Here is a 21,492-nt window from a genome sequence, read left to right on the forward strand (position 1 = left end):
GAAAAGGAACATATGTGCTCGTTTTTACAAAAGTTACTATTTGAGCAATTTCGTGTAAACTTAGCGATCGAGGACACTACTTTAAATAATAAAATACTGTTATTGATGAAAGAGGGAATGAGATGTTAGCAATTGTTGGAAGTATTTTGCTTGGAGGAGTTGCCGTTCTATATGTTTTATTGGCATTAGGTGCTCCTTTAGGAGAATTTGCAATGGGGGGTGCCCATAAGATTATGCCAAAGAAAATGAGAATCACCTGTGCTGTCTCTGTTTTGATACAGCTACTTGGTATTTTTGTTTTGCTTCAATTAGGAGGGATTTTTTCTGTTGGATTTCCCCAAATTGCAGCCAAATATTTGGCTTATGGGTTCGGCTTTTATTTTGGACTTAATGTATTGATGAATCTGGCTTCAAAGAGTTCCAAAGAAAGACAGGTAATGACGCCGTTAGCTTTCATAACAGCGATTAGTTTTTTATATATGGCATTTCTCAGGCATAATGATAGCAAAATGGAGGTAATAAATACAGATAAGACAGGAATTACAAGCAGCAGCAGCTGAAATTTTTCCAAAAGAACAGGCACAAATTCTATCTTATTATCCTGATTCGTCTATTCAGGCAGATAAGATTAAGGTTCTGATGATTAATGAGGTGACTGCAGATATTCCGGAGAATGATTTTTACAGCAAAAGCAGTGATACGCCATTTTACATGACAACGACTATTCCTTTATTTAAAAAAGCGGGAATTGAGGTGGAGACCATCGATGATATTCTTGATTTAGGAATATATATCACAAATGCTGTAAAGCTTCCGAAAAAAGAAACAACGATTAGCACAGCACGGATTAAAGAAATTGTCCCATTATTAGAGAAGGAAATTGCTTTGTTTCCAAACCTTCAAGGGGATATAGCTAAAAAAGCATTTAACATGATTACAAAGCAGCAAACAGGGAAGAATGCAGTTCCTGCAACATCCACATATCGCTTACGAAACAGTGAGCTTTACTACGATAAGATTAGACTGTTTCCTGCCTATATTATGACCGGAAAAAAATCTTGATTGAAAAATCCAAAGCAGCAATGACAGCAGAGGATATCGCTAAGATGGTGGCGTATGTAAAATAAATGTATTGCTTTTTTGAATCAGTTCGGTATAATAGTGTCTGTAAATGAAATTGTTCAAAAATGAAATGAGGACTATTGATGAGTGTTTTAGGTATCTAATCTAGCAATTTAATAAACAAGTAAGTACGCTTATTTGTTATGCTTATGAGATGCCTGTCGAAATATATACGTAGATTATTCAGACGGTGGGATTTTTGCCGTCTTTTTTTGAGCAATTTTATTCGTCATTCGTCAGGTATCTTTTCTGAAAGGGATGGATATCATGGATAAAAAAATATATAACGCATTACAATTTAACTTAATTAAAGATGAAATTAAAAAATATGCCTTTAGCAGCTTTGCTAAGCAAAATATAGAAAAACGAGAACCTTCTTCTTCATTGGCAACTGTTCAAAGATGGCTGGATGAAACAGAAGAAGCAACGATTATTCTTGCCAGTGGTCAGCACGTTCCATTTATGGGGCTGACTCGAATTGAACAGCTAACCAATCAAATTACTAAAGGTCTTGTTTTAGAACCTGGTGAATTGATTGAATACGCGGACTTCTTGAGAAGCTTTCGATTAATCGCTAAGCTATTTGAGAAAAATCAGTACCAAACACCGATTCTTTATTCTTATACTAATGATTTGGCAGACTTCTCCGAGATCTCAGAAGCAATTTATGACTCTGTTCAAGGGGGCAGGGTAAAAAGTGAAAGCTCTAAGGAACTAAAACGAATCAGAAATCAAATCAGTAAGCTGGAAAAAGAAATCGATCAGCGTTTACGCAAATTTATGTCAAACAGTCAAAATCAGCAAAAGCTTCAGGATCGTCTCGTCCTTATAAAAGATGAACGTTACACAGTTCCTATTAAGACTGAGTTCAAGCAAAAGGTTGCAGGAACGATTATTGATCAGTCTTCTAAAGGAACGACTGTTTTCATTGAGCCGGATACAGTGAGAAAGTACAATGATTTACTAATTATGGAAAAAGCAGCAGAAACAGGAGAGGTTTATCAAATTCTGGCCTATCTGACTGGACTAATTGGGGAAAAAATGACTGAACTCACATACTGTATTGATGTCATCACTGAACTCGAAGTTATCTTTGCTAGAGGAAAATATAGCCGGTCCATTAAGGGTACTAAGCCTTCAGTAAATAAAGAAGAACGGATTGTTTTAAATAAGGTTCAGCATCCACTCCTGAAAGATCCTGTTCCGTTATCACTGGATTTAGGAATTGATAACCGGGCACTTGTAATTACAGGAGCAAACGCTGGCGGTAAAACGATTGTGCTAAAAACAGTTGCATTGATGTCGCTAATGACGATGTTTGGTCTTTTAATCTCAAATGGTCCTGGTACAGACATTGCCGTCTTTGACAACGTTTTTATTGATATCGGAGATCAACAAAGCCTTGAAAATTCCCTTAGTACGTTCTCTGGACACATGCAGAATTTATCCGAGATTCTAAGAAAAGCAAATCGGCATACCTTAGTGCTGCTGGATGAGATTGGAAGCGGCACAGAGCCAAATGAGGGTGCGGCATTAGCGATTGCTCTTATGGAAGAGATGTATAAAAAAGGCAGTTTGCTGATTGCTACAACGCACTTTGGAGAGATAAAAGAATTTGCCTTACAGCATGAAGACTTTATGACTGCGGGTATGGCCTTTGATGCTGAAACATTAACACCGAAATATAAATTATTGTTAGGGGAAACGGGAGAAAGCCACGCCTTCTGGATTGCTGAGAAAATGCGTATTAGTCCTCTGGTATTGAAAAATGCTGAGGCTTATCTAAACCATCGTTCTTATGATTTTGGCAGAACAACATTTGAACTTGCTGCTAAACCAGTGAAACAGACAACAGCTGCTCCAATTCAAAACTTTTCCAAAGGAGACCGAGTACGAAATAACGATACTGGAAAAATCGGCTTGTTCTATGAACCAGTGGATGACTATTACGGAAAGGTTTATGTAGAAAAGGAAATGGAAGATGTCCTGCTTAAGCGTCTGACATTAATTAGTACGGCAGCAGAGCTTTATCCTCAGGATTATGATCTGGATAGTTTGTTTGAAGCCTTTGCAGAACGAAAATATAAACGAGATTTAGTTAGAGGATCGAAAAAGGCGCATAAAAAACTAAATAAAGAAATGAAAGAGCGCCGGAATGAAAATGAATTAGGTAAATGATATAAAATTATTAAGAGACTGCAGCGGTTTAATAGACTATGGAAAAGATAAATATTGCTTTTCCTCTATTAAGTTGTTAAGCAGCTCTTTTTTCTGCAGATAAATATTGATTATCTCTCAAAAAGCATTGACCTGTACCTTACTTGACAGTATAAAATTAATAGGAGAAGAACAATAATAGGGGAGGGGATATAGTGAAAAAGACCTTTTACATGATGCGTCATGGTCAGACACTATTTAATTTAAAAAGAAAAATACAAGGGGTTTGTGATTCACCGCTGACTGAGCTCGGCATTCAACAAGCTGAAATTGCAGGAAAATTCTTTGAAACGATTGAACTTGATCATGCATATAGTTCAACAGCTGAGAGAGCAAGTGATACTCTGGAAATTGTTACAAAAAATCAAATGCCTTATAAACGATTAAAAGGTCTAAAAGAAATGAATTTCGGCGTTTTTGAAGGAGAAAGTGAGGAGCTTAACCCAGAGGATAAGGAGAAGGCGAATTTCTTTGTTCAATTTGGTGGGGAATCCAAGGCAATGGTTCAGGAGCGTCTGGTTAGAACTTGCCGAGAAATCATGAGAAATGAAGATCATCAAACGGTACTTGCAGTTTCTCATGCGGGCGCTTGTGTTTATTTTCTCGATGTCTGGCAGGATATTACTGAAGAAATGAACAAGGGGGTTCCAAACTGCCTGATTTTGAAATATGAGTATGAAACAGAAGACGAGTCTTTCCGGTTGTTGGAATCCTATCGGCCAGTCTAACGAATAAGATTGACTAGAAAAAATTATCCCTCTCAGTTGGCAGAGTAGTGAACTTCTGCCAACTGAGAGGGATTTAAAAATTTGTTTTAAGTCAAATGAACCCCTTTATCGACATAAACAATATCTCCAATAATACCACTGGAGAGAGGACTAATTAAAAATGCACAGGTATTTCCCACCTCTTCAATTGTCACGCCAACCTTATCAGGTGTTCGATCATCAGAAAGCTGGATCAGTTTTTGGTAATCTTTGACACCAGTCACTGCCAAAGTTTTAATAGCACCAGCAGAAATCCCGTTCACACGAACGCCTTTAGTTGCTAGTTCAGCAGCTAAATAGCGGATAGCTGATTCCAGGGCTGCTTTAGCGATCCCCATCATATTGTAATTAGGAATAGCGCGAACCGCACCTAGATAGGACAAGCTGACAATGCTGCTGCCTTCATTCAGTACAGGCAAGGCATACTTAGCAACTGCAAGCAGCGAGTAACTGCTTATGTCCTGTGCCAATGCATAACCGTCTCGGCTAATATCTGTTACGTTTCCAGATAACTCTTCTTTATTTGCGTAAGCTACTGAGTGGACAATGCCATCAATTTTTCCAGCTTCTTTTTCAATAAGCTGAAATGCAGCAGCTAGACTATCGTCATTTGAAACATCGCATTCCACTAGTAGAGCGGAGCCGTCAACTAAGCGCTCTAGTGATTTTTTCATCCGCTCATTTTGATAGGTATAGATGATTTCTGCTCCTTGATCAATCATTGCTGAGGCACAGCCCATAGCGATGCTGCGCTTATTCGCAACACCCATAACTACAATTTTTTTACCATTTAAAAATCCCATTCAATTGTACGCTCCTTAATCAGCAATCATGTAATTGCTAAAGTTAAACTAAGTCTCTTCAATCATTTGAAGACTGTATATCTATTATTAAATAAAATACTTTGATTGTCAAAGTATTTGTGATGAAAAATATTTTTTTAGAAGAAGAAAACCCTATGATTACAGATGTTTACTGATCCTTCATGTTAAAAAAGCATAAAAAAAGTAAGTGATATTTACTTGAAATAGCTGAATAAGAATTGCCAAAGCTCCACTTCATAAACAGTGAGGTTTTTGTTTTCTTTTAAAGAAAATTGAACAGCAAAGAAGAGAAGTGTATACTTAACAGACTATATGATAAGCAAAAAGGGGAGAGCACTTGTGAATATCAATGAACATTTAGTTTTGGTCGCTATGGAGGAATGTGCTGAGATACAGCAGGCACTATCAAAGGCTCTACGGTTTGGATTTGATGATTATCGGCCTAGTACACCTGACGAGACAAATGAAGACCAAATTTTAACTGAGTATTATCAATTAACTGCAATGATTGAAGAACTGCAGCATAAAAATATCTTAAAGTCTCTTACTGAAGTAGAAATTATGGAAATAAAGAGTAAAAAAATCAATAAGGTTTATAAGTATGCTGAGTATTCAAAACAAAGGAAGTTGTTGGAATGATACGGTTACACTGTAAAGACAGATTAGTAATTTATATGCTGATAAAATGATAATAACTGGAAATCTAAACCTTAGATATGTTTAGTTTCGGATATTAAAATAGCTAGTTTCAATAGTCGCAAGTCACACAGAAATTTTTCTCTGTGTGTTTTTTTGGCTAAAACATAGATACTAGGGTACTTTGATTCCGTCTTATTTGTGAAAAGCCAGGGCTATGATGTTTTGTATAAAATCAGAATCTAAGGCAATTCTATTCCCGCTGCTTCATATCTGATCTGAAGGAGATCCGGAAGTCAATTTTAAGTTTAAAATATCTTGTCTCAAAAACGAGTGTTTATGGGAGGAGGAACAATGAAGGATAATCCTATTGAACGATTCGAGCAGCATTTGAAAGATTTAGAGAAACAAGGAGATTTTTGAGCCTGACGAAAGAGGATATCATATTTAACAGTAGATAACATGGTGATATACTGAATTTAAAAATCTATTTAGATAATACGAATAAGGGAGTGCTTTATGGGAAAACAATGGGGGCATGGCTATCACACAAGAAAAATGAAGGGACGACAAGAAGCGTCTTGGACTGTAGGAGCTATTGGCTTAACTTATTTGGTTGCCAAAAGAGGATATAAGTATCTCGAAAAGAAGTATCCTGAAAAAATTTCAGCGGTAAAAAGAAAAAGTAACTATTTCAAAAATCAAAAAATATAGCCGTTGATTACTTAACTCTAATATGAAACATACTAAGATTAGTGGGTAGAATATCTTACCCACTATTTTCTGTTTGTAGCGTATAGTGAGAGTCAAAGGAAGCTCGAATCTTATTACTCAGAATTAGAGGATTCTTCTTATTGTTTTTAAAGCAATGATTTGTTGAAATGGGAAGCTCTTAACGGCTCTGAATAATTTCTGTCATTTTCATTTAGTGTGAGAAATGGTAACTATAATTTTGATGGAAAGGGCCAAATTTCTATCCGTTGGAAACAATAATATTTTGAAAAAACCTTAACTGAAAAAAATTTGACTATCAACCGATTATAAAACACAGACGAAAAGCAACTAATAAAGCCGGTTATTCTTCGTCTGTGTTTCTATTTACTACTGTTTATTACTGTTAAGGCTCCATACTTTTTGCTATGGTAGCATCTACTAGTTTTATCAATACCACTTGATTTCGTATTCACAAGTGACTTTATGATGAGCATACCCCATATCCTCTGAATCGATTTCGAATTCTGTATCTTTCTCGATTGTCATTAGTAATGTCTTCGCATCTGCCGGAATATTCGTGATGTAGAACATGTCATTTCTAACAACTGTAGTCACTGCCGCACCTGTATCTGTTTTGATTGTCAACTGGGCATTCGGTTGATTTGCAAAGTGAGTAGAATAAATGATTGGGTTTGCCATGACCAGTGCCCTATTATTTCTTGAAACACCAAGCACACCACTGGTTACTGTGCGGTCCTCCGATTCATTATCTAGAATGATTCGCTCAATTGTCGGAATAGAGTCAAATACCGATAGGTCCGTCACATTCATAACCATGTGGAATTTCTTCAGCTTGGTAAAGCCATCTAAAAAGCTCAAATCCACAGCATTATTGTGTGCCACCCCATCTGAACCAGAACTATAATGGTCAATTTCTTCCACACTATTTTTTGCGCCACGCAATGGTCTAAAATCAATGACCCCGCCGCCACCATTTAAGTGAATTTTATTTACATTTTTCACATAATCTAGTCCTTCAAGTGATTCACTGACTGCACCTTCTTCAGATCCTATCATGAGGAGTAGCATTTCATCTGGAATAGATTCAAGCTGAGACACTGTTGGTAGTTGGTTTTCAACATCTTCAGGGTGAAGACCTGCACCTTGCAGTAGATATTCTCTTACATATGAATTAGGAATATACACTTTCTTTTCATCTGCATTAGACAAATTTGCCAATCCTAATAGTCCAACAGCAACTAAACCAATACCCAAAATTTTTTTAAATTTCACACTATACACCTCTTTCTTTTGATAAAAATAGTATAACATTATTCTATTAAAAAAGGGGTAAATAATAGTTGAATATGAAAAATAATTATCAAATGAAGAGAAAAGAATATTTTAGATGCTAATAAGTCCTCTCAATCTGTCTATAAAATTGAAACAGATAAACCACATGTTCAAAATAAAATTTTTAAACCAATCTTCCTATAACAATTGCCGAATACATATATCCAACACCTTTTTGAGCACGACTCATAGAATGCTGAATATCGACTTCAAGATTGGAAGACTGCAATTCGTCAATAGCGATTTTAAGCTGCTCTTGATACTCTTTTGCATTGCTAGCTTCAACTAATTTTGTTTGGCTAATCTTAGTCATGAAATCACCTCCCATTTCAATTATAACAAATAATAACTAGTGTTACATAATTTGTTTATACGATTTTGAGTAGTGAAATAAATTCTCAAAAAGGATCAGTAGTTGGAACCAATCAAAATGAAGTTATTTGAATTATAGACAGTAATTAGCTGATTTAGTGCCATGATTTTGAAAATAGAAAGTAGGTAAACCAGCTAAATCGTTGTTACTAAAAAGAGGAGGGGGAAACTATTAAAAAGTTTGAACACGAGATCTTGAACTTAATAGATTCCAAAGTAGAGGGGCCATACTGGGATTTCAAAAAAATGGCATGATGATAAAGGGGCATTACTACATGATATTATGTGCATGGCAAATAATCTAGAGGACAGAGATGCATACATTATCATTGGTATTGATGAAGAATCTGATTTTAGTATAGCTTCTACGGTAAATGACAATAATCGGAGGTGTTGTCTATTTTTTAAATAAAAGTAGGAAGGTTGTCTCTAATTAAGAAGGCTTTTTTATTGTTGACTTTAATAATATTAAAGATATAATTAATATTATTAAATACATTGTTGAGGTGATTATTATAAATATTGAAGATATACCTAATTGGTTCTCGTCTTTAGAAAGTGAAGATGCAGAATTTGTGAAAAACTTTATTTTAAAATCGGGCAATATCAAAGAGGTAGCAAAATTCTATGATGTATCATACCCTACCGTTCGTTTAAGGTTAGATAGGCTGATCCAAAAAATTCAAATCAATGATAAGAGAGATGAGCAACCATTCAGATCTTTTATTAAGGAATTAGCTGTAGATGAAAAGATTGACCTTAATATCGCAAAAATAATTATTGAAAAATATGAGAAGCAAAGCAAGGAGGAAAATGTGTGAGAACTTTAGTTGTTTTTGTTATTATTTTTTTATTGATTGCCGTTCAATATCAACTAGGTTTACATCAGAAAAAGATAGTGGGTTCTTTTTTACCTATTCTTTTCCTAGTAGTATCTGGTTGGATGTATCTTGCTGATTCAACTAATTTTTCGTTAGCAGTATTAGTTGCTCCGATAGCATTTATTGGTGTGTGGTATAAAGGATATCTGAATTCTAAAAAAGAAAATCAAAAGAGAATTGACTTGATGAAAGCTAAAGACTTGTGATGGTATCATTTGGATTTTTCGAATTTAAGCAAAGTCCGTCTTTCACAAAACGATTGTTAGAGGGAAGTAGGAAATTACCTTTTCTATTTGGAAGTAAAAAAACGCATGATTTAGTAACCGTACCATTAAAAAACTGGAAATGTAGATATCCAGTTTTTTAATGGTTATGGACACTGCGAGTATATAAATAAATATCCAGATGAGTATTTAGAAAAGATTTTTTGTATATAGTGTTCCTTAGCAGTAGGTGTATCATGTTTATTATGTAAGGATAGAAAAATTTTTGCCATCCCACTTAATAGTAATAATATCGACATTTTTAATTTTAGGTTTTTTTCGCAACATTTCTTTTGAAAACAAATACATCAATGTTTTAATAGTAAAAGCATGAGTAACAATCAGGACGTTTGGATTATTCAAGTGAATAAAATTATCAGCTGTATCTTTGAGAAAACTTTCCAATCTATCCGTAATCATATGAAACGGTTCAACCATACCTGTTGTGTCGGATTTATAAATAATCTCATGAACTTCCGGCAGACGGAAATTAAGTTCTGCAAAATCATTTTGTATCTGTAATTCATTCATCATACTGGAAATAAATTTATCATTATTTTCTGCTTCCCAGCAGCCCAAACACCACTCACGGAGCCTTTCATCAGTAATAACTTGCAGTTCATTTTGCCCCTGTGCAGTTAATATGTTTTTTCCAGTCTGTAAAGCTCTGGATGTATCACTGGAAAATGCAGCCGAAAATTGGACATTTTTCAGTTGCAGTCCTAGTTGTGAGGCTGTTTGGATTCCTCTTTCAGTTAATGGGGAATCTGCCCAACCTTGTGCTTTATGTAAATAGTTAAGTAATGTTTCCCCATGTCGAGTAATATAGAAAGTAACTGTTGAATTCATGTTTTATCCTCCGAAATAATCCTATGTAATCGCTTCACCTTATCGGCAATAGTCGAACCAATAAATTATTAACATTGTACCAGAACCCCCCCGCCCAAAACAACGCTAAAGTAAAAGCGTAACGGCGGGATATAGATATTAGAAGAAGAATATACACCTTTTGTTCCTCAACTTGGCGATGTTGAAGTAAAGCTGTCTTCAAATTCAACTGACTATGGATTTGTTCCGCTACTCTCGCTGGCTGGAAAAGAACATGTAGAACATTTGGATGTTGACTTTACAAATGAGCCTGTTGATTATGAAACACTCAAACAATATATCTAAAATTTTAGGTAAGAAAATGAAGCAATAAAAGTGGCTTTAGAAAATAATTGGGATTCTCAAAAACGATAGAAATTGATGATTCAGGTAAGAGAGTCAAAAAAAAGTTAGAAATGAGGACAAAAAGAGTGAAACAATTGAATGAAAAAATATTCATAGAAGTAAATGGGAATAAACAAGGGATGTTTATACAGAGTAAAAATATTGGAAATCCAGTATTACTGTTTTTACATGGTGGCCCTGGTTCCCCTGAAATAATGTTTACTCAAGAATATCCTACCGGCTTAGAAGATTTGTTTACGGTCTGTTGGTGGGAACAGCGAGGTAGTGGTATTTCGTACCGAAAGAATGTTAGTAGAGAGACAATGACGATTAATCAAATGATAGCTGATACACTTTTTGTGGTCAGCTACTTGCGTGAAAGATTTTCTAAAGAGAAAATCTTCATTATGGGACATTCTTGGGGAACCTTACTTGGAATATTAACTGTTCAAAAAAGTCCTGAACTTTTTCAGGCATACATTGGGATAGGCCAAATGAATCAACAAATAGAGTCAGAAAGGTTGGCCTATAATTATATGTTAAATGAATTCCGTACTAGAGGTGATAAAAAAATGATAAAGAAGCTTGAGAAAGTACCAATCAATCAAGGGGCTAAAGTGGAGATTGCTTATTTATCTGTTAGAAATGCTGCAATGATGAAACTAGGTATAGGACTGATGCGACAATGTAGATCTGTGATGTCTATCGGAGGGATACTTATTCGTTTTAAAGGCTATAAATTAATGGACAAAGTTCGTTTCATGAAGGGAAATTCTTTCGCATTGAACTGCCTGTGGGATATAATACTACAAAAGAATATTGAAAAGGAAGTACCTAGATTAGAAGTTCCAATTTATGTGCTACATGGTCAGTTTGATTATCAAGTTTCTTACAGTCTGTCGAAGCAGTTTGCAAAGAACATTAAAGCTCCAGTTGTTGGATTTTATACTTTTGAAAATTCGGCACATAGCCCCTGTTTTGAAGAACCAGAAAAAATGTGTCGTATTCTTCGAGAAGATGTTTTATATAATAAAACTGACTTGGCTGATAATTTATAGAAAGCCGGTATTTAGTTCTCAAAAACGATTAGTAGCTGGAACCGTTTAAGTGAAACTCAGATAGTGTTGGAAGAAGCTGCTGATGAATTAGATTAGAAATGCACAATGAACCTGTGGAGGAATGAGTTTCAAAGAAATTGATTGCATGTTCAGAAATCAAAGTATTAGGTAAGAAGATTAACATTATAAGAAATGAGGGGGAAAATTGAAAGCTTGGAAATACCAGGATGACTATTTTTGGGGGATAAAAGTAAGGTAATCGACGATATTATTAGTTATGAATATCGCAATTATATTGTTAGGCTACTGAATAAAAAAAGGTTTAAAAGAAATCTGGAAAATGATATTAAACTAAAGAGAGCTCCTTTTTTAGACGGAAAACAGAAACAAACCTCTTTTAAAGCATGGGAAGCTCTAATTATAGAAAATGAACAGCGTGTTATTCGTTTGAAACAAATGCTTGGGGATTTCAATTCGCTTTCAGTGGATGAATTAATGACAATACCTGTTGAAGTTATGGAGGTCAGAAAATATACAACTGATGTTTTTGATGTAGAGAGAAAGGAAATACCTGTAAAGAGAATAGTGGGGATCAATAGGTTTAAAGGCTACAATAATTGGGGGGATATTTTTCTGGATTTCCTTGATGGAAAGACTACTCCGACACTGAAAGTGGAAGAGAAACTCGATAAGTTAGTTAATCTATATATAAACGATTCCGAAGGTTTCGTTAAACTACTTAAAAACCCAGCTACAGAAACTCCTATTGCTAGTTATGATATAAACTCAGATAAATATTACATAACTTCAGGAGGGAGTCATAAAGCATTTTTAGCAAAATTGATTAATTTTGATACGATTACAGTCGATTTATCGCCAATCATAACAGTGGAACAAGGAGTTATGAAGTACAACTATTATAAAAGTAAAGGTTTGGTCTAAAAAATTTAAATTTGGAATTTCTCAAAAGGATAATATTGATAAATATATGGAGGAAATATGATGAATTATTGGATTTTTTTTCATAAAGCAAGTCAAAGAGAGGCTTACGTTTTTGATGAAAAAACAATTGTTTCAGATAAACTAGATGAAAAAAGCAATTGGTGTCCTTATATTTGGAGCAAACGATTCAGGGCTACAAATTGTAAAGAAAGTCATTTGATGAAAGCAAATACAAATGACATTATTTTTTATGTGATTCCTGAACCAAGACCCAAGAACATAAAAGGAACCTATGTTGGAAATTATTTTTACTGTGATTTAGTATTTATAGTAGATGAAAGACAAGAATTCGATAAAAACAATCTTCCACAAGTATTAGATGATCCTTGTTTGAATTATTTTCACTATAAATTAGGCAAAGAGCAACATAATAAACGTATTGTTAGGAATACCTTGATTGCCAAAGAATCTAGCTTTCAACCTCAGATTAATAATAAATTGGTTGACTTATTAACGTTTAAGAATCAAGGGTTGGAAGAAGAATTGAATAGTTTACATGATAAAGTGCGGAACGGTGCTCGTACTAATTTAGAAGTGGTTAACATTCAAAATGATTTTGGAGATAAGCTTTTTGAATTACTAGCAAAAAATGATGACATAGAAAAAGTAAAACCATATAATATTTTGGGAGATATAAATGAGAAAATTAGTATAAATAACCTAAGAGAGTTAAAGATATCTGATATATCAAAAATTTACAAAAAGAAGTTATCTTTTGATGCCTATGTCAAACATTGAATAAACCCGTTCAACATTAAACTGTCAAAAAAGTTAGTTCTCAAAAAGAATTAAGATGAAATATGGCTCTATTTAGAAAACCATAGGTTTAACTATAATCCATTTGATGAGTTAGAGACATATACAAATAAAATTCATGTGGAAATAGAGACGCTATTAGAAAGAATGATTATTGATTTAAATTTTTCTTTTCTTGATTAGCAACCTTTAAACAAAATATCGTTTTTTATTCATAAGTAGAGCAGCACATACAAGAAGCTTCCTTTATATGTGCTGCTTATTTTGATTGAATTAAAAATTTGGAGAGAGTGAGAGGTTGTGTTTTGAATTATTCGTTAATTATATTTTATCTAGTTTACATAATATACATTGCACACTCGTTATGTATGATATAATGAACTAAAAACGGAGGTGTACTATGTTAGGATTTACATTTACGAACAATACACTACAACAGACTGGCTTTGTTGTTGTTTGCCTGCTGGTTTTATCAATCGTACTTTTATTATCTGCTCTGTTAGGTGTCGGAGGAAAAAAGGGTACTTATAGCTGGGAAAAAAGAAAAGGAGCTTCAAAGCCCCTTATAGTTATAGTTCTGGTTATACTGATATTCCTTATAATTTTTGTTTGGTTTAATATAGTTCAATATGCAGTGATTAAATTTTAGACAGCTCAGGCTGTCTTTTTTTATTGTGTACCTAACTGTTCTTTGAATTTTTCCTCTAGTCGTTCAACTTCGGAAGATAAGGATTTCAGCTGATTCAAAATTTCTTCGGGTGTTTCTTCTTTACTCATTGTCGTGTTGTATGGTTCAAAGTCAAAAAAATCACTAACAGAAATATCAAGGGCTTCACAAACGTTTTTTATAGTGCTGATAGTTGGATTCTTACTTTTACCTGTAAATACAGAATTTACTGTACTGGTCGTTAGTCCTGCAAGTGTGGCTATTCTATTTATAGTCAAGTTTTTTTCAGTAGCTATCAATTGGATTCGTTCGGCGATTAATTCATTGTGTTTATATTCAGACATTTCTTTCACCTCTTTAACGATATTTTAGTATTTTATTAACGATATATCAAACAGAGAGTATACGATTAATCGTTGACATTTGTTTATATATAGTGTAAAATTTATTTGTAACACGATATATCGTCAACTCTTAAGAGTTTTATAGAAAGGATATGACAAAATGAAAAAGTATAATGTTGTTTTCTGCATGCGTGATAATTGCTGGACTGGTATTGAGGGGCTTTCATTTGAAAAATGTATTGAATTTAGAAAAAAACTTGTATCGCTTCATCAGAATAAAGAGCATTGTATCGGCTTTTATATTGTTCCTTTCTCATAAAAGTTTTCTGGGAGTTTTTTGACAGTCTATTACACACTTTTAAGTGTTTAATATATATATCAATTAAGAAAGGGGAATGCTTATGTTTAAAAATACATCAAAATTAATTTATCGAGGCGTCGAGGAAAAAACAAGTAAAACAGGGAATCCGTATAAAATCGCAAGATTTGCTGACCCAGTTTCTTATCAGATTTTAGAATTTTTCTGTGACGACTCATTTGTTGCTACTGTGAAAGTAGAAGACCCTTGCACGGTCGAACTTAAGTGCGAAAAACGTGGTTATAATATGTCGTTTACTTGCCTTAGTGCTATGAGTGCTTAATTATGAGCGAACTGAAAAAAGAAGACCTCCAGGCACTCGAAAACGATTTGAAGGCACTCAAAGAATTATACGAAAAGGAGCTTCAACGTGAAAGTTCTGAACGTACTACACAAGCTACTGAGGATTCTAAACAGTCTGAAATATCTAATACGGAGAAGGTAACGGAGAAAGAACAAGAACAGTCGTTTCGTGCTTCTGTGTTAGAAGCTCTAAGCAAAATAGAAAGCGCGGACAGTTCAGCTTCTGACGAATCATTGAATAAACTCAATGAAAATCTCGAGACCTTAATAGCGTATCAGGAAGAACAAGCACAAACAAATGTCAATCAAGATTGGTTGCTATCTTCTTTACTGGTAATTGGGCTAATTGCCGTTTCAGGTTACGCCCTTTATAAGCTCGGTTCTTATATTGCCAGTAAAGTAATTTCAATAATTTTATATTAAAAGGAGGTTAATCGTATGTTTGGTTTAATTGGTGCTATTACTATGCCGACAGCTCCCAAGGTCGATTTGTCTGAGCCTGTTCAGTGGGTTGTTGATTTTGCTTCTTCAATCTTTACGGATAATGCAATTGTTATCATTACTGCTGGTTTGGTTATTGCAGCCCTTTTTGCGGCTCCTAAAATCGCTAAGCGCTTCGGTAAATCTGCGATTAAAGGTTAATGTACTCATTTGAGGCTAGGCGAAAGCCTAGCCCTTTTCTATTTTATGAAAGGAGAAAAAACATGATTGATTTAAAAAAAATAGGTAAGTGGATAGGTATAGTTTTTTTATTCTTGTTACTGTCTGTCATTGCGTTTTCATTTCTTCCCCTGTTGTCCTTGCTGACAATGTACGGTCTGGAAATGATGTGGGTAGTGATTTATATAACGCTGATAGCGGTGGCTCTGAAAGTGTGCTGGATACTTCTGATGTGGGTATTCAAGGGCAAGAACCCACTGCCGAAGAGTATGAAGAGTATCAAGAATATGCTCCCGAAATCGTCCCGATAAGTCCGCCATGGTTAGCGGATTCTGCCCTCTTTCAAGGCGCTGACGATTTAGCGAAAGTGGAGGACGGAAGTATCATAAATGTTCCATCTGTTAGACAACGTTTAGCACGTGCGACTTGGACTAATACATTTTTCGCCACTGCTCGAGGCGGTCCCGCCAATGTTGCTACGATTAACGGCGCTTTTGACGGCTGGAATATCTACGCTTGGCATTTGCCAAATGCGTTGAGTATAAACTTTGATTTGATATTGCGTGCGACTAGGAATAGTGTTTGGGCTACTAATGCTAGGATTGACGACGTGAAAAACTCGACGACTAGTCGAATGAATAATATAGACGCGGGCTGGAATAATGCAGTAAAAAATTTACAGACAAATATTAATAACGTGAATTCAAAAGCGACTAGCCGAATGGATAATATTGATAGTTACTTGCATAGTTCCGTAACGAGCTTACAGAATAATATCAATGCGTTAAATAAGAAGACCTCTGACCGCATGGATAATATCGATTCGGGCTGGCAAACAGCAGTTAAGAACTTGCAGAACAATATTAACGCAAATAGTACACGGATTGGAAACATGGATACATTCATGCATAGCTCTGTAACTAGTTTACAGAATAACATTAATGCATTGAATACGAAGACCTCCGAGCGAATGGATAATATGGATAAATTTATGCATAGCTCCGTAACGAGCTTGCAGAATAATATTAATGCCTTAAATACGAAGACCTCCGAGCGAATGGATAATATGGACAGTTTCATGCATAGCTCTGTAACGAACTTGCAGAAAAATATTAGCGCAAACAGTGAAAGAATCGAAAATATGGATAGTTATATGCATAGCTCCGTAACGAATTTACAAAAGAACATTAGTGCGAATAGTCAACGAATGGATAATATTGATTCTTTTATTCACAGCTCTGTAACGAATTTGCAGAACAATATTAATGCGTTGAGTGTTATCTCATCCGCTAAAGATAGTGACCTTCAAAGTCAAATAGACGCGATTAAGACAAACGGAGGTGGCACGAGCTGGTCGGACGTTGGTATAATTGCTGCTTTGCTCGCTGTTAAGGATTCTATCGACAAGTTCAAAATGTATTTTGAGGAGGACGGGGTATTTATGAAACTCCTTAAAGGACAGTTTGAAGGCTTAAAAGATTTGTTGAAGTCGCTGAGGATTTACACAGTCAATGACATAAGAGCTATTATTAATGATTACTTTTCTGCTGAGGACGGAAAGGGAACTGGAATTTTTTCAGAATTTCTTGATACGTTGTTGTACGGCATTAGGTACTCAATTGTTGAAGGATTCGGCGAAAGTTTAGATATGTTGTTGGATATTTTTCAAGCGTTAATTTCAACTATGCGGGGAATAAATGTTTTAATCGATTACGCTGAAACACTAACTAAGCTGGTCGATTTGCTAAAAGGTCGTCTGGATCTAATTCTTCAGTATCTCGTAAAGCTCATGAATAAAACGTTTGATTTTGACAGATTAGAAGTATTGTTATCAAAATTGAGTTTTGGAAATATCGTTAATGAAGCTGGTTCGAATATCTGGGATTTTCTTAAAGAATTGATAGGGACATTAGGCTCTTCGCTTAAGGATATTCTTGATTTTCTAAACAATTTATTAGATAAAATCATAGCTCTAATAGTTCCCGAAAATCTTGATTTCCTTGACCATGAGTGGACGGGTGTTTCTGATAAGATTCAACTGAAATTCAGTTTCATTTTTGATTCAGTTTCAAGTATTAAAAATCTTTTCTCAGGCTCTCAAAAGTCATTTGAAGACTTAGACGTCGATTTCGGCTCTAGTCAGCTTGCTGGTAACACGATTGCGATAGGGACAGTTAAATTGCCAATGAGCCACTTGAATAAATTCCTTGCAGTTGTGAAGCCATTCGCCAACGGTGGGATATTATTATGGTTTTTAATTGACATGTATCGCTGGATACATGAAAGAAACGCGGTGGTTGAATAATGCTTTTAGAATTAGTTTTTAAGCTGATTTTTGGTTTAGTTGATATTGTTATCTCTTTAATTCCTGCGTTTGATTTTGGCATAGATATGGGCATGTTGAACCCGCTTCGTGACCTGTTCGCTTTCTTAGATAATGCGGTCAGTGTTTCATTAATTTTATCGATATTGGGCTTATATATTCTAAGAGACAACTTCACGTTAATCAAAAATATTTTCTTTGCTGTCGTTAGAAAAATTCCATTTGTGAAGTAAAGAGATTCGCTTGCGAATCCCTTTACTCACAATGAATTTTTAACGAATAAGAAAATTTAGGAAAGGAGAAATTGACCTTGAAAATATTTCAATTCATAAAATATAAAGCTGTCGATTCTGCTAAACGAATCAAGTTAATGCGTGCAGGCATTAAACCGTTTCAGGAATACGGCTTGCGTTTGTACTCAGGCTGTCAAGGGAGCGGGAAAACGTCTAGTATGGTCGAGCAGCTGGAACGTTATAGAGCGCAATATAAAGATATCTTCATAGCGACGAATTTCGGTTATCGATACGAAGATATGAGTTTAAGCACGCTGGACGATTTAGTTGACTTGCCGAAGCTGGTCAGGGAACAGGGCTACAACGGGTTGGTAATCGGCTGGGACGAGATTCAAAATGATTTTGACAATACAGTGCGTACTTTTCCAGTAACGATATTGCGAACAATTACTCAACAGCGAAAACAAGCAATTAAAATATTGGCGACAAGTCAGGTATTCACTAGAGTTGCTAAGCCTATCAGGGAACAGACTTTTGAGGTCGTTCAATGTCGTACATTACTGGGGCGCTGGGTCTTTCAGAAATGGTATGACCCTGTGGAATATGAGTATTATATAGCGAATGCGAATAAAGATTCGAAGCTACCTGTCAAGTCAAAATATAACTATATTCAAACGGACGATATGAGAGAGTTGTATGATTCCTATGCGGTGATTGACAACTTATCTCGGCATCAGGAACAGCCGATTGAGGAACGTTTTGAGGAAGCTGTGAAAGTACGCAAACTCATTGACGATAATGAAGTCTTGTTGTTGATAGATTCATGATTACGCCTTATGATTTCGTGTATTTTGAACGGCTTTACAGCTATGAGGCGTTGAGAAATGAACGTGGATACTCGGAAGGTAGACAAGCCCGCATATTGCACGTTAGGCTACCTAAAACAAGTATGAAATTGAGCTTCATTCTTAATCATAAAATCGAACTGCCCGAACTGAAGAAAAATGCAAAGTTAGTTTTGACTGTTGACCTTTTTCACCGGGGAAAAAACAAACGAGCAGAAACGAAAATAATTGCTGTCGATTTATATGAATAATCAACGGTCAGGCGAATTGGGAAGGGACTTCCGAATTTGTCGGGCTGTTGCCTCGTCAAAGCGGTTGCGCTTGACGACTAAAACGGAGATAGGAAGGGCGGACAAAATGAAAAATTACGAGGAAATTTTCGCAAGTGGGGGGTCTAGTAACACCCCCCTACACTCTACATCTAGGAACCCTCTTGAGGCTTGCGTTGACTGGTTTTCTGTGACTTTTAAGGGAAATATTTTTTCGAATGGTTTATGCGATATGCTTCACCTGTCTGTTGACGATTTCGAATGTAAAAAACTTGCTGATTCTAACGAATATGAATATATGTATAAATTCGAGAACTTTATAACGGTTATGATTAGAAATGACAATCCGCAAGGCACAAAAAAAGCCCTGACACACTTGGACGTGAAAGGACAGGGCTGTCGGTTTTTAGAGAATAATTGGAAAGGTCTAACTTGGATTGATTTCTTTAATCTAATCAAATCAGCTTTCACAATTCATCACATAACACGTTTAGACGTAGCCATTGACGATTATGTGAATTGTTTAAATATTAACACATTACATCGTAAAATGCGACAAAAACATTTCAGAAGCAGTGCTGGCACTCGTTCATGGAGATACATTGAAAACGGAGATATGCAACATAAATCTGAAATTTCAGGACAAACTTTGTATATCGGTAAAGGTGACGTTGAATTTCGTTTTTATGATAAACTCGCACAACTCGTAAATTCTCAGGGTGTTGATTTAGACAAAAGTATTGATTTCTGGAATCGTTATGAAATCCAGTTAAGACAAGAACGGGCGCAAGTGGTCATGAATATGGTTGCTGCTGGTAACTTAGAAATAGGTGAGCTAGCTAAATCGATTATGGCGGAATACTTAGCGTTCTTAATTCCAAATAAAAGTGATTCAAATAAAAGTCGCTGGAAAGTGTGTGATTTTTGGTCTAACTTCTTAGGCGAAGTTAAAGGCGTACGTTTGACAATGCAACCGCTGGAAAAATCAGTCTATCGCACTAGAAGCTGGGTTGAAAGTCAAGTCTCGGTATCAATGGCAATTTTAGAGGATTGTTTTGGTAGTCAGTTCGTAACTAATATTGCTGAGGACGGGCGAAAAAGAATGACTAAACAGCACAAACAAATGATAAAGAGCTTTAGAGTAAATGAACAGGGAAAACTTGATTTTATTGAAAATGACAAGCTAGATCAAAAAAACAGGATACGTGAAGCATTTAATGAACGTGATTATCTAGAAAGCTTCGGTTAACTTTGATTGCTGACACCGTAGGTGACACATAAAGCCTATAGTGTCAGTATTTCATTAATTTACTAGTTTACATAATATACATTGCACACTCGTTATGTATGATATAATGAACTAAAAACGGAGGTGTACTATGTTAGGATTTACATTTACGAACAATACACTACAACAGACTGGCTTTGTTGTTGTTTGCCTGCTGGTTTTATCAATCGTACTTTTATTATCTGCTCTGTTAGGTGTCGGAGGAAAAAAGGGTACTTATAGCTGGGAAAAAAGAAAAGGAGCTTCAAAGCCCCTTATAGTTATAGTTCTGGTTATACTGATATTCCTTATAATTTTTGTTTGGTTTAATATAGTTCAATATGCAGTGATTAAATTTTAGACAGCTCAGGCTGTCTTTTTTTATTGTGTACCTAACTGTTCTTTGAATTTTTCCTCTAGTCGTTCAACTTCGGAAGATAAGGATTTCAGCTGATTCAAAATTTCTTCGGGTGTTTCTTCTTTACTCATTGTCGTGTTGTATGGTTCAAAGTCAAAAAAATCACTAACAGAAATATCAAGGGCTTCACAAACGTTTTTTATAGTGCTGATAGTTGGATTCTTACTTTTACCTGTAAATACAGAATTTACTGTACTGGTCGTTAGTCCTGCAAGTGTGGCTATTCTATTTATAGTCAAGTTTTTTTCAGTAGCTATCAATTGGATTCGTTCGGCGATTAATTCATTGTGTTTATATTCAGACATTTCTTTCACCTCTTTAACGATATTTTAGTATTTTATTAACGATATATCAAACAGAGAGTATACGATTAATCGTTGACATTTGTTTATATATAGTGTAAAATTTATTTGTAACACGATATATCGTCAACTCTTAAGAGTTTTATAGAAAGGATATGACAAAATGAAAAAGTATAATGTTGTTTTCTGCATGCGTGATAATTGCTGGACTGGTATTGAGGGGCTTTCATTTGAAAAATGTATTGAATTTAGAAAAAAACTTGTATCGCTTCATCAGAATAAAGAGCATTGTATCGGCTTTTATATTGTTCCTTTCTCATAAAAGT

At 35.2% G+C, this 21,492-nt stretch carries 29 protein-coding genes; 23 read left to right on the top strand and 6 right to left on the bottom strand.

Annotated features, from left to right (window positions below):
• Positions 1–122 precede the first annotated feature (122 nt).
• From AC1Z3K_RS13160 to AC1Z3K_RS13175, 4 genes are all read left to right on the top strand, one after another.
• The gene (locus AC1Z3K_RS13160; protein ID WP_461732957.1) at positions 123–560 is read left to right on the top strand and encodes a hypothetical protein; all 438 of its coding nucleotides are present in this window, start codon (positions 123–125) and stop codon (positions 558–560) included.
• Positions 561–639: 79 nt separating this feature from the next.
• Entirely contained in the window at positions 640–1,062 is a 423-nt protein-coding gene (locus AC1Z3K_RS13165) for a uracil-DNA glycosylase family protein (protein WP_461732958.1), read from the top strand.
• 327 nt (positions 1,063–1,389) lie between these two features.
• Complete coding sequence (locus tag AC1Z3K_RS13170) at positions 1,390–3,300, top strand: endonuclease MutS2 (protein WP_461732959.1); 1,911 nt, start codon at positions 1,390–1,392, stop codon at positions 3,298–3,300.
• Positions 3,301–3,491: 191 nt separating this feature from the next.
• Positions 3,492–4,067: a histidine phosphatase family protein gene (locus AC1Z3K_RS13175; protein WP_426081522.1), complete on the top strand. Its 576-nt coding sequence runs from the start codon at positions 3,492–3,494 to the stop codon at positions 4,065–4,067.
• Between the two features lie 86 nt (positions 4,068–4,153).
• Here AC1Z3K_RS13175 and fabI read toward each other — a convergent pair whose 3' ends face one another.
• The gene (fabI, locus tag AC1Z3K_RS13180) at positions 4,154–4,909 is read right to left on the bottom strand and encodes an enoyl-ACP reductase FabI (RefSeq protein WP_426081474.1); all 756 of its coding nucleotides are present in this window, start codon (positions 4,907–4,909) and stop codon (positions 4,154–4,156) included.
• A gap of 360 nt (positions 4,910–5,269) precedes the next feature.
• On the opposite strand from fabI, the gene AC1Z3K_RS13185 reads away from it, so the two are divergent.
• Entirely contained in the window at positions 5,270–5,569 is a 300-nt protein-coding gene (locus AC1Z3K_RS13185; protein WP_461732960.1) for a hypothetical protein, read from the top strand.
• Between the two features lie 516 nt (positions 5,570–6,085).
• Complete coding sequence (locus AC1Z3K_RS13190; RefSeq protein WP_461732961.1) at positions 6,086–6,280, top strand: hypothetical protein; 195 nt, start codon at positions 6,086–6,088, stop codon at positions 6,278–6,280.
• Positions 6,281–6,727: 447 nt separating this feature from the next.
• Here AC1Z3K_RS13190 and AC1Z3K_RS13195 read toward each other — a convergent pair whose 3' ends face one another.
• Positions 6,728–7,573 (bottom strand): hypothetical protein, encoded by an 846-nt coding sequence (locus AC1Z3K_RS13195; RefSeq protein WP_461732962.1) that lies wholly within the window; start codon positions 7,571–7,573, stop codon positions 6,728–6,730.
• A gap of 184 nt (positions 7,574–7,757) precedes the next feature.
• Complete coding sequence (locus tag AC1Z3K_RS13200) at positions 7,758–7,946, bottom strand: hypothetical protein (RefSeq protein WP_461732963.1); 189 nt, start codon at positions 7,944–7,946, stop codon at positions 7,758–7,760.
• Positions 7,947–8,511: 565 nt separating this feature from the next.
• Between AC1Z3K_RS13200 and AC1Z3K_RS13205 the strand changes: the two genes are divergently transcribed.
• Both AC1Z3K_RS13205 and AC1Z3K_RS13210 read left to right on the top strand, forming a co-directional pair.
• Positions 8,512–8,826 carry a DUF2089 family protein gene (locus AC1Z3K_RS13205; protein ID WP_461732964.1) on the top strand — a complete coding sequence of 105 codons (315 nt, stop codon included), beginning with the start codon at positions 8,512–8,514 and terminating at the stop codon, positions 8,824–8,826.
• Positions 8,823–9,092, top strand: a complete 270-nt coding sequence (locus AC1Z3K_RS13210) for a hypothetical protein (protein ID WP_426081493.1) — start codon at positions 8,823–8,825, stop codon at positions 9,090–9,092. Before AC1Z3K_RS13205 ends, AC1Z3K_RS13210 begins: the two co-directional genes overlap by 4 nt.
• A gap of 261 nt (positions 9,093–9,353) precedes the next feature.
• Here the strand turns inward: AC1Z3K_RS13210 and AC1Z3K_RS13215 are convergent, their stop codons facing one another.
• On the bottom strand, positions 9,354–9,998 hold the full coding sequence (locus tag AC1Z3K_RS13215) for a histidine phosphatase family protein (RefSeq protein WP_461732965.1): 645 nt from the start codon (positions 9,996–9,998) through the stop codon (positions 9,354–9,356).
• A 449-nt stretch (positions 9,999–10,447) separates the two neighbouring features.
• Here AC1Z3K_RS13215 and AC1Z3K_RS13220 point away from each other — a divergent pair, with 449 nt between their 5' ends.
• The 4 genes from AC1Z3K_RS13220 to AC1Z3K_RS13235 all read left to right on the top strand — a co-directional run bounded on the left by AC1Z3K_RS13220 (position 10,448) and on the right by AC1Z3K_RS13235 (position 13,826).
• The gene (locus AC1Z3K_RS13220) at positions 10,448–11,419 is read left to right on the top strand and encodes an alpha/beta fold hydrolase (protein ID WP_461732966.1); all 972 of its coding nucleotides are present in this window, start codon (positions 10,448–10,450) and stop codon (positions 11,417–11,419) included.
• A gap of 237 nt (positions 11,420–11,656) precedes the next feature.
• Positions 11,657–12,361: a hypothetical protein gene (locus tag AC1Z3K_RS13225; protein ID WP_461732967.1), complete on the top strand. Its 705-nt coding sequence runs from the start codon at positions 11,657–11,659 to the stop codon at positions 12,359–12,361.
• Between the two features lie 60 nt (positions 12,362–12,421).
• The gene (locus AC1Z3K_RS13230) at positions 12,422–13,159 is read left to right on the top strand and encodes a hypothetical protein (RefSeq protein WP_426081499.1); all 738 of its coding nucleotides are present in this window, start codon (positions 12,422–12,424) and stop codon (positions 13,157–13,159) included.
• Between the two features lie 418 nt (positions 13,160–13,577).
• Positions 13,578–13,826: a hypothetical protein gene (locus tag AC1Z3K_RS13235; RefSeq protein ID WP_461732968.1), complete on the top strand. Its 249-nt coding sequence runs from the start codon at positions 13,578–13,580 to the stop codon at positions 13,824–13,826.
• Positions 13,827–13,846: 20 nt separating this feature from the next.
• Here AC1Z3K_RS13235 and AC1Z3K_RS13240 read toward each other — a convergent pair whose 3' ends face one another.
• Complete coding sequence (locus AC1Z3K_RS13240) at positions 13,847–14,188, bottom strand: helix-turn-helix domain-containing protein (protein ID WP_461732969.1); 342 nt, start codon at positions 14,186–14,188, stop codon at positions 13,847–13,849.
• 160 nt (positions 14,189–14,348) lie between these two features.
• On the opposite strand from AC1Z3K_RS13240, the gene AC1Z3K_RS13245 reads away from it, so the two are divergent.
• The 10 genes from AC1Z3K_RS13245 to AC1Z3K_RS13290 all read left to right on the top strand — a co-directional run bounded on the left by AC1Z3K_RS13245 (position 14,349) and on the right by AC1Z3K_RS13290 (position 20,807).
• Positions 14,349–14,507, top strand: a complete 159-nt coding sequence (locus AC1Z3K_RS13245; protein WP_461732970.1) for a hypothetical protein — start codon at positions 14,349–14,351, stop codon at positions 14,505–14,507.
• An 82-nt stretch (positions 14,508–14,589) separates the two neighbouring features.
• On the top strand, positions 14,590–14,829 hold the full coding sequence (locus tag AC1Z3K_RS13250) for a hypothetical protein (RefSeq protein ID WP_426081501.1): 240 nt from the start codon (positions 14,590–14,592) through the stop codon (positions 14,827–14,829).
• 2 nt (positions 14,830–14,831) lie between these two features.
• Positions 14,832–15,272, top strand: a complete 441-nt coding sequence (locus AC1Z3K_RS13255; protein WP_461732971.1) for a hypothetical protein — start codon at positions 14,832–14,834, stop codon at positions 15,270–15,272.
• Between the two features lie 15 nt (positions 15,273–15,287).
• Positions 15,288–15,491, top strand: a complete 204-nt coding sequence (locus AC1Z3K_RS13260) for a hypothetical protein (protein WP_426081503.1) — start codon at positions 15,288–15,290, stop codon at positions 15,489–15,491.
• Between the two features lie 88 nt (positions 15,492–15,579).
• Positions 15,580–17,814 (top strand): hypothetical protein, encoded by a 2,235-nt coding sequence (locus AC1Z3K_RS13265; RefSeq protein WP_461732972.1) that lies wholly within the window; start codon positions 15,580–15,582, stop codon positions 17,812–17,814.
• Positions 17,814–18,065 carry a hypothetical protein gene (locus tag AC1Z3K_RS13270; protein WP_461732973.1) on the top strand — a complete coding sequence of 84 codons (252 nt, stop codon included), beginning with the start codon at positions 17,814–17,816 and terminating at the stop codon, positions 18,063–18,065. The genes AC1Z3K_RS13265 and AC1Z3K_RS13270 overlap by 1 nt, the downstream gene beginning before the upstream one ends.
• Positions 18,066–18,142: 77 nt before the next feature.
• Positions 18,143–18,892, top strand: a complete 750-nt coding sequence (locus AC1Z3K_RS13275; protein ID WP_426081506.1) for an ATPase — start codon at positions 18,143–18,145, stop codon at positions 18,890–18,892.
• Positions 18,889–19,161 carry a hypothetical protein gene (locus tag AC1Z3K_RS13280; RefSeq protein ID WP_461732974.1) on the top strand — a complete coding sequence of 91 codons (273 nt, stop codon included), beginning with the start codon at positions 18,889–18,891 and terminating at the stop codon, positions 19,159–19,161. Before AC1Z3K_RS13275 ends, AC1Z3K_RS13280 begins: the two co-directional genes overlap by 4 nt.
• Positions 19,162–19,267: 106 nt before the next feature.
• Positions 19,268–20,428, top strand: a complete 1,161-nt coding sequence (locus tag AC1Z3K_RS13285) for a replication initiation factor domain-containing protein (RefSeq protein ID WP_426081509.1) — start codon at positions 19,268–19,270, stop codon at positions 20,426–20,428.
• 130 nt (positions 20,429–20,558) lie between these two features.
• Positions 20,559–20,807, top strand: coding sequence for a hypothetical protein (locus AC1Z3K_RS13290; RefSeq protein WP_461732968.1), 249 nt, complete (start codon positions 20,559–20,561; stop codon positions 20,805–20,807).
• A gap of 20 nt (positions 20,808–20,827) precedes the next feature.
• On the opposite strand, the gene AC1Z3K_RS13295 is transcribed toward AC1Z3K_RS13290, so the two are convergent.
• Positions 20,828–21,169, bottom strand: coding sequence for a helix-turn-helix domain-containing protein (locus AC1Z3K_RS13295; RefSeq protein WP_461732969.1), 342 nt, complete (start codon positions 21,167–21,169; stop codon positions 20,828–20,830).
• Between the two features lie 160 nt (positions 21,170–21,329).
• Between AC1Z3K_RS13295 and AC1Z3K_RS13300 the strand changes: the two genes are divergently transcribed.
• The gene (locus AC1Z3K_RS13300) at positions 21,330–21,488 is read left to right on the top strand and encodes a hypothetical protein (protein WP_461732970.1); all 159 of its coding nucleotides are present in this window, start codon (positions 21,330–21,332) and stop codon (positions 21,486–21,488) included.
• Positions 21,489–21,492 lie beyond the last annotated feature (4 nt).

The sequence above is a fragment of the Enterococcus sp. LJL128 genome, from assembly GCF_056924295.1.